Origin of the sequence: Xanthomonas sp. LMG 12462 (genome assembly GCF_009192885.1) — a bacterium.
Classification (GTDB): domain Bacteria; phylum Pseudomonadota; class Gammaproteobacteria; order Xanthomonadales; family Xanthomonadaceae; genus Xanthomonas_A; species Xanthomonas_A sontii.
The window spans coordinates 65,471-72,702 of record NZ_NMPP01000073.1; the positions used below are offsets into that span (position 1 = coordinate 65,471).

Consider the following 7,232-nt stretch of genomic DNA (forward strand, 5'->3'; position numbering starts at 1 on the left):
GCGCACTCCCCGGTCGTTCGTTCGTCGCTCAGGACACGCGGTCGCTCGGGGCGAGCCGCCGCTCAGTGCGGACGCGGCGCGCTGGGGCCGTCGTCGCGGTCGTCGTGGTCGCTGCCGGCCAGGTCGGCCACCAGCGAGGTCGGCGTTTCCTCTTCCGCGGGCGGCGTGGGCGCCGGCGGTGGCGCCACCAGCAACAGTTCGGCCAGGCCGCGGTAGATCGGCGTGCGGCAGACCAGCGCCGAAGCGCCGCGGGCGATCAGCACCGTCGCCAGGATCGGCAGCAGCATGTCGCTGCTGTCGGTGAGTTCCAGCGAGATCACCGCCGAGGTCAGCGGCGCCTGGGTCACCCCGGTGAGATAGGCGCACATGCCCAGCAGCACGAAGATGCGGGGGTCCACGCCCGGCATCAGCACGGCCAGGTTGTGGCCGAGTCCTGCGCCGACCGCCAGGGCCGGCGAGAACAGGCCGCCGGGGATGCCGGCCACGTAGGACACCAGGTTCGCCAGCAGCTTCATCAGGCCGAATTCATGGCCGACGCTGGCGTGCCCCTGCACCAGGCTGCGCGCCTGCTCGTAGCCGGTGCCGAACGCGCCGGCGCCGAAGATCAGGCCCAGCAGCACCAGCGCCAGACCGCACAGTGCGGCCAGCAGCACCGGCTGGCGCCGGCGCAGCTCGCCCAGCCAGCGCGGCTTGCCGGCGACGGTGAGCAGCACCATGCGCGCGAAGGCGCCGCCGAGCAGGCCGGCGACCACGCCGCACAGCAGGATCGCCAGCCACGCCTTGCCCAGCGGCAGGCCGGCGGTGGCGACCCGGCCGAAGTAGGTGTAGTCGCCGAGCAGGCCCAGCGAAATCACGCCGCCGACGATCACCGCCGTCAGCAAGGTGCCGGAGAAGTGGTGCTCGAAGCGTCCGCTCAGTTCCTCGATGGCGAACACCACGCCGGCCAGCGGCGTGTTGAACGCCGCGGCGATGCCGGCGGCGCCGCCGGCCAGCAGGAAATGGCTGGCCTGGCGCGCATCGCGAAAGCCGAACCAGCGCCCGAACACGTACATCAGGCTGGCGCCGACATGCACGGTGGGGCCTTCGCGGCCGATCGAGGCGCCGCCGAACAGGGCCATGGTGGTCAGCATCAGCTTGCCCGCGGACACGCGCAGCGACAGGTTGGCCTGGCGGAAGCCGTCGTCGGGACGTTCCAGCGCGGCGATCACCTGCGGGATGCCGCTGCCGCGGGTGGGGCGCAGCGCGCCGTTGGTCAGCCAGGCCAGCAGGGCGAACACGCTCGGGGTCAGCAGCAGCGCCCACCACGGCGAATGCGCGGTGATGCGCTGGAACACGTGGAAGGCGGCGTCGCTGGCCTTGGCGAAGACGATGGAGACCAGGGCCACCGCCACCGCGCCGCCCCACAGCACGGCGCGCTGCTTCCAGCTCTCCTGCGAGATCAGCGGGCGCAGACGATGGCGCAGGCGCGGCGGTTGCGCGGAGTCGGGCGAATGCATGCCGCCATTGTCGCACGCGTTGCCATGGGCGGGCGTCGCCGGGCCGCGACCGTTGTCGTGGCGCTCAGGGCGTGTCACCCATTCCCGAGTATGCCGCGCGCCTGCCAGACCCAACCCGAAGGGCCGCGCTTGCGCGCGCCCGTGGTCGCGTCATCGCGCGGGCGTGGACGCTTGCCACAGGCACGCGCAATCGTGGCGCGGCATGCTCGGGGAGTGGTGGCCCGCCTTAGCGCAGCGCCGGCAGCAGCGCCTGCGGATCGCCGTCGTTGGGGGCGGCGGGAATGCCGAGCAGGCGGGTCAGCAGCGGGTAGACGTCGACGTTGTCGATCGGCGCCAGGGTGACGCCCTGGCGGAACGCCGGGCCGCGGGCGACGAACACCGCGCGCATCGACGGCAGTGCCGGGTCGTAGCCGTGGGAGCCGCGCAGGCTGCGCGGCTTCTCGGCGATGCGCGCACGCGGCAGCGCATCCCAGCCCTCGTGCATCTGGCACACGATCGGCGGGATGCGCGGATTGCTGCCGTAGTGCCAGCGCGCCGGCAGTTCGCCCTTGCGCCAGCAGTCGTATTGCGGATGTGCGCCGAGCAGGCGCGCCTCGACCGCGGCCTCTTGGCCCGGGCGCGGAACGATGCCCACCGATTGCCCGTAGCTGATCACCGTGACCTGTTGCGGCGGGACCATCTCCTCGACCGCCAGCACCTGCTTGGGCGGCACCGCGGCCATGCCGTGGTCGGAGACCAGCACCAGGTTGATCCGGTCCAGTTCGCCGCGCTGCGCCAGACCGTCGAGCAGATGTCCGATCGCCGCATCGATCCTGGCGACGGCCTGCGCGTATTCGCGCGACTCCGGGCCATGCTCGTGGCCGGCTTCGTCCACCTGTTCGAAGTACAGGGTCAGCAGCTGCGGACGCGGCGCGCTGGGATCGTCGAGCCAGCCCAGCACCTGGTCGACCCGCGCGTTCGGCGGCATGTCCGCGTCGAAGGCCTGGCGGCGGCTGGGGCGCACGCCCTGGATGGCCGCCTCGCTGCCCGGCCAGGCCCACGTCGCCGCGTGCAGGCCGGCCTTCTCGACGCCGACCCAGATCGGCTCGCCGCCCCACCAGCGGCCATCGCTGACCGCGGCGCGATCGCTGAGCTGGAACGTGCCCAGCAGCGGATCCTGCATGCTGTTGTGGACGATGCCGTGATGGTCCGGGCGCAGGCCGGTGGCGATGGTGTAGTGGTTGGGGAAGGTCAGCGACGGATAGGAGGGCGTCATCCACTGCGCGCGCACGCCGTCGTGGACCATGCGGCTCAGGTTCGGGGTGATGCCGCGATCGAGCATGTCCGCGCGCAGGCCGTCGATCGAGATCAGCAGCACCGGCGTGGGCAGCCTCGCCGGTGCGGCGGCGCTGGGTGCGGCGGCCGCGTGCGGCGACGTGGAGGGGGTGGAGGCGCAGGCACCGAGCAGCAGGGTGGCGCAGACGAGCGTGGAGCGCAGGGCGGAGGACATCATCGCGGCATCATAAGGCGCGGACGGTGACGTGGCGAAGACAGCGCCTGCCGCGCGCGTGCATCGGTATCCGGGGCGCGCGATGCCGCAGCGCTCGCGGCGTCGCCGCCGCAGGCTGCGACGCTCAGCCGAACAGCGGGGCCATGGTGCCGGCGGCCGCGTCGCCGCCCTCGCGTCGCTCCAGCGCCAGCAGCGCGGCCTTGGTCGGCAGGCCGCCACCGAAGCCGGTGAGCGCGCCGTTGGCGCCGATCACCCGATGGCAGGGCAGCACGATCGGCAGCGGGTTGCGGCCATTGGCGGCACCGACCGCGCGCACCGCACGCGGCTGGCCCACATGCTGCGCCAGTTGCGCGTAGCTCCAGGTCGCGCCGAACGGGATCTCGGCCAATGCCAGCCACACCCGCTTCTGGAAGTCGGTGCCGTGCGGCGCCAGCGGCAGGTCGAAGTGCTCGCGCTCGCCGGCGAAGTAGGCCAGCAACTGCTCGCGCGCGGGGCGCACCGGGGCCGGATCGTGCACCCAGTCGGCACGGCCGCGGGCGTCGTAGCGGTTCTCGGGGAACAGGATGTGACGCACGCCATCGCTGCCGACAGCGACGGTGAGCATGCCGATCGGGGTGTCGAAACGGTCGTAGGACAGCGGGGGCGCGGTCATGCGCGGGTCTCCTCGGGAGGGTCGTTGGCCAGGTGCCACAGGTGCAGCACCGCGTAGGCGCGCCAGGGACGCCAGGCCTGCGCGCGCGCCTCGGTGGCGCGTTCGCTCAGGCGTGCGCCGTCCGCGCCGAGCATGCGTTGCAGGACCAGGTCGCCGGCGGGGAAGGCGTCGGGCTGGCCGAGCGCGCGCAGGGCGATGTACTGCGCGGTCCAGGCGCCGATGCCGGGCAAGGTGATGGCGTGGGCGACGAAGTCGTCCAGGCGCTGGCCGGCACGGAATGACAGACGGCCGTCCAGCACCGCCTGCGCCAGCGCACGGATCGTCGCCGCACGCGAGCGTGGCAGGCCGATGGCTTCCAGCGGCGCGTCGCGCAGCGCCTGCGGGGTCGGGAAGGCGCGGTCCAGCCCCGGCGGCTGGCCGGGCCGCGCGGCGCCGTGCCGATCGACCAGGCGCGCGGCCAGGGTCGCCGCGCCGGCCACGCTGACCTGCTGGCCGAGCACCGCGCGTACCGCCACTTCGAAGCCGTCCCAACCGCCTGGCACACGCAATCCGGGGCGCCGGGCGATGGCGCACGCCAGCAGCGGATCCTCGCCGAGCGTGGCGTGCACCGCGCGCAGGTCGGCATCCAGGTCGAATACGCGGCGCACCCGGCGCACGATGTCGGGAATGGCGCGCGGATCGGCCGCGGCGATGTGCAGGCGCAGTTCGTGGCGCTGCGGATCGGCTTCGACACGGATGCGGGTGGAGGCCTCGCAGGGGCCGAGCACGCGCTCGTAGCTGGCTTCGCCGATGCGCTCGATGCCGGGGATCGCGCGCTTGCGCAGGAACGCCAGCATCGCCGGGAAGTCCAGCGGCGGCCGGTAGCCCAGGCGCAGCACCAGATCGCCACCGGGGCTGTCGGTGCGCTGCTTGCGGATCGCCGAGGGCGGCATGCCGCAGCCGTCGAGGAACGCGGCGTTGAAGCGTCGCAGGCTGTTGAAGCCGGCCGCCAGCGCCACCTGGGTGATCGGCAAGGCGGTTTCGGTGAGCAGTTGCTTGGCCAGCAACAGCCGCCGGGTCGCATGCACTGCCGCCGGGGTGGCGCCGAGCTGGGCCACGAACAGGCGCTGCAGCTGGCGCGCGCTGATGCCCAGTTCGGCCGCCAACGCGGCGACGCTGGCGTCCTGCAGCGCGCCCTCGGCGATCAGCGCCAGTGCGCGCCGCACCACTTCTTCGCCCAGGTGCTGCTGCGCCTCCGGCGAGAGTTCGGGTCGGCAGCGCAGGCACGGCCGGTAGCCGGCTGCCGCGGCCGCGGCGGCGCTGGGGTAGTAGCGCACGTTGCTGCGCTTGGGCGGCGGCGCTGGGCACACCGGCCGGCAGTAGATGCCGGTGCTGCGCACGGCGGTGAAGAACACGCCGTCGAAGCGCGCGTCGCGGGACTGGCGGGCGCGGTCGTAGAGGGCGTGGTCGGTGGCGGCGAGGGCAGGCATGGCGCCAGTCTAGTCGGCCCCGGCGCGGCGCACTGGCCGTTTTCGGACAGCAATGCCGCGGCTGTCGCGTGGCCGCGGTGCCCGCGGTTTAGGCGCAGTTGGGGAGGTTCCGCGCGGCGGCACTAGACTAGGTCCACAGGCGCCTGGCGCCTGTCTTTTTCGTCTCGTCCATGGATCCTCCGTTTGGCCGCTCCGTTCAGACTCTGCTGGTTGTCGCTGTGTTGCCTGGGCCTGTTGGCCTGCGGGCAGCAGCCGGCGTCGGCACCGCGGACCGTCGCTGACAGCCCCTCCGCCGATGGCGAGCACATGGTCTCGATCGGTGCGCCGCCGGCACCGCCGCCGCATGCGGTCGCGCCCAAGCGCGACCCGCAGGCCTGGGACGAGGCCACGCTGGAGAATGGCGAGGCCTTCATCAGCTGCGACACCGACTATGCCGCCGACGCCGGCGACGGCCAGCCGCTGGCCGGGCTGGACCGGCCCGCCGTGGAGTCGGCGCTGGCGCCGTGCCGCGAGCGTGGGCTGATGCGGGTGCGCTATGTCGGCAAGATCAACGCCGGCTTCGCCGAAATGGTGCGGCGCCTGGCCGAAGTGGCCAGGCAGACCGGCATCGGCAAGCGCGTGCTCGACCTGGATTCCAGCGGCGGCCAGGTCGAGGCGGCGATCCGTGCCGGCGATGCGATCGGCGAATCCGGCTGGACCGTGTGGGTGCGCGAAGGCTCGGTCTGCCACAGCGCCTGCGTGTTCGTGCTGGCCGCCGGCGACAACCGGCTGATCTCCGGCAAGGTCGGCATCCACCGGATGATGCGGATCAGTTCCACCGCGACCTCGCGCGCCGAGCTCAATCGCGAGCTGCAGGAGGTCTATGGCAACGTCAAGGACTACCTGGAGCGCAACGGCGTGGCGGTGGCGGTGGCCGACCTGATGATGACCGTGCCCAACCGCAGCCTGCGCCTGCTCACCAGCGACGAACTCAAGCAGTACGGGCTCGACGGCACCAATGCGGTGCAGGACGATCTGGAGCGGATCAAGCAATTGCGCAAGTGCGGCGACGATTTCGTACGGCGCAAGGATGCGTTCCTGGTCGCCTTCGACCAGGAGTGCAAGACCAAAAAAGACGTGGACCTTGAGAGCCTGACCGCCTGCGGCCAGGCGCTGAAGCAGCGCTTCGGGTTCCCGGACCAGGCCTGTCCGGCGGAAAGCCCGCTGTCGGAGATCGACGTGGCGACGCTGCCGCTGGCCTCGCCCGGCGCCTGAACGGCGGCTGCGGCGTGTGCCGCCCATTCACGTGGCGGGCATGGACGCGGGGCTAGCGTCGCCGCATCCCCTCCCGGAGTGCGCGCATGGCCGCCGGAACCCGCTTGATGCTGCGGCTGTACCTGCCCCCGGCGTTGCTGGCGTTGGGCGGCTTCGCGATCGCCGAAGTGCTGTTGCAACTCGCCAACGGCCTGCATGCGCCCTGGCTGGCGCGGACCGGCTCGCTGCTGAGTCTGCTCGCTCTGCTGGCGGCGACCGCGTGGGCGCTGTGGGCGAGCTGGCGTGCCTGGCACCGGCAGCGCTATGCCGCCCCAGCCGCGGCCGCGGTAGTGGCGAGCGAGAATACGGTAGTGGCGACCGAGGAGACGCCATAGGGCCGCTGCGCTGGTCCGCACAGGCCGCGTAGACTGCGGCCTTGCCACCGCCGCTGCCGAGCGATGTCCTTGTCCATCTCCTTCGCGTTCCGCCTCACTCCCGTCCTGCTGGCCCTCGTCGCTGGCGTCGCTTCCGCGCAGAACGCGCCCCCGGCATCGTCCGCGCCCGCGCCGACGACTGCCCCGCCAGCGGCCCCCGCCGCACCTGCTGCCGCTCCCGCGGCGGCGCCGAAACCGGCGCCGCGCCATGCCGGCCCCGCCGCGCCCGCGCGGTCGCCGCCAGCAGAGCGAGCAGACTCAGCAGCGAGCCGGTCCGCGCCAGCCAGGGCGCATGCAGGCCGTTGGCGAGTTGCAACAGCACTTCGGCGATCGCGAAGCCGCCCAACGCCAGCAACGCCGGGGGCAGGTACAGCCGCAGCATCAAGCGGGTTCCGGCGGCCATGCGCGCACTCCGGGAGGGGATGCGGCGACGCTAGCCCCGCGTCCATGCCCGCCACG

The 7,232-nt window shown here is 72.8% G+C and carries 7 protein-coding genes; 2 read left to right on the forward strand and 5 right to left on the reverse strand.

All coding sequences use genetic code 11. The annotated features are described in order from the left end of the window. Positions 1–62 precede the first annotated feature (62 nt). From CEK69_RS16300 to CEK69_RS16315, 4 genes are all read right to left on the reverse strand, one after another. Complete coding sequence (locus CEK69_RS16300; RefSeq protein WP_148829034.1) at positions 63–1,496, reverse strand: chloride channel protein; 1,434 nt, start codon at positions 1,494–1,496, stop codon at positions 63–65. 226 nt (positions 1,497–1,722) lie between these two features. Further along, positions 1,723–2,988: an ectonucleotide pyrophosphatase/phosphodiesterase gene (locus CEK69_RS16305; RefSeq protein ID WP_152246722.1), complete on the reverse strand. Its 1,266-nt coding sequence runs from the start codon at positions 2,986–2,988 to the stop codon at positions 1,723–1,725. 121 nt (positions 2,989–3,109) lie between these two features. Next, entirely contained in the window at positions 3,110–3,637 is a 528-nt protein-coding gene (locus tag CEK69_RS16310; RefSeq protein WP_152246724.1) for a methylated-DNA--[protein]-cysteine S-methyltransferase, read from the reverse strand. Continuing rightward, the gene (locus CEK69_RS16315) at positions 3,634–5,106 is read right to left on the reverse strand and encodes a DNA-3-methyladenine glycosylase 2 (protein WP_152246726.1); all 1,473 of its coding nucleotides are present in this window, start codon (positions 5,104–5,106) and stop codon (positions 3,634–3,636) included. The genes CEK69_RS16310 and CEK69_RS16315 overlap by 4 nt, the downstream gene beginning before the upstream one ends. Before the next feature lie 225 nt (positions 5,107–5,331). Here CEK69_RS16315 and CEK69_RS16320 point away from each other — a divergent pair, with 225 nt between their 5' ends. After that, positions 5,332–6,360: a hypothetical protein gene (locus CEK69_RS16320; protein ID WP_226975192.1), complete on the forward strand. Its 1,029-nt coding sequence runs from the start codon at positions 5,332–5,334 to the stop codon at positions 6,358–6,360. Between the two features lie 86 nt (positions 6,361–6,446). Continuing rightward, positions 6,447–6,734 (forward strand): hypothetical protein, encoded by a 288-nt coding sequence (locus CEK69_RS16325; RefSeq protein WP_152246728.1) that lies wholly within the window; start codon positions 6,447–6,449, stop codon positions 6,732–6,734. 94 nt (positions 6,735–6,828) lie between these two features. Here CEK69_RS16325 and CEK69_RS21100 read toward each other — a convergent pair whose 3' ends face one another. Continuing rightward, complete coding sequence (locus CEK69_RS21100) at positions 6,829–7,176, reverse strand: hypothetical protein (protein ID WP_193314018.1); 348 nt, start codon at positions 7,174–7,176, stop codon at positions 6,829–6,831. Positions 7,177–7,232 lie beyond the last annotated feature (56 nt).

What these genes read in the sequence shown, in the direction of transcription:
- CEK69_RS21100 (WP_193314018.1), bottom strand. Translation starts at nt 7,176, where the DNA reads ATGGCCGCCGGAACCCGCTTGATGCTGCGGCTGTACCTGCCCCCGGCG.
- CEK69_RS16325 (WP_152246728.1), top strand. Translation starts at nt 6,447, where the DNA reads ATGGCCGCCGGAACCCGCTTGATGCTGCGGCTGTACCTGCCCCCGGCG.
- CEK69_RS16305 (WP_152246722.1), bottom strand. Translation starts at nt 2,988, where the DNA reads ATGATGTCCTCCGCCCTGCGCTCCACGCTCGTCTGCGCCACCCTGCTG.
- CEK69_RS16300 (WP_148829034.1), bottom strand. Translation starts at nt 1,496, where the DNA reads ATGCATTCGCCCGACTCCGCGCAACCGCCGCGCCTGCGCCATCGTCTG.
- CEK69_RS16315 (WP_152246726.1), bottom strand. Translation starts at nt 5,106, where the DNA reads ATGCCTGCCCTCGCCGCCACCGACCACGCCCTCTACGACCGCGCCCGC.
- CEK69_RS16310 (WP_152246724.1), bottom strand. Translation starts at nt 3,637, where the DNA reads ATGACCGCGCCCCCGCTGTCCTACGACCGTTTCGACACCCCGATCGGC.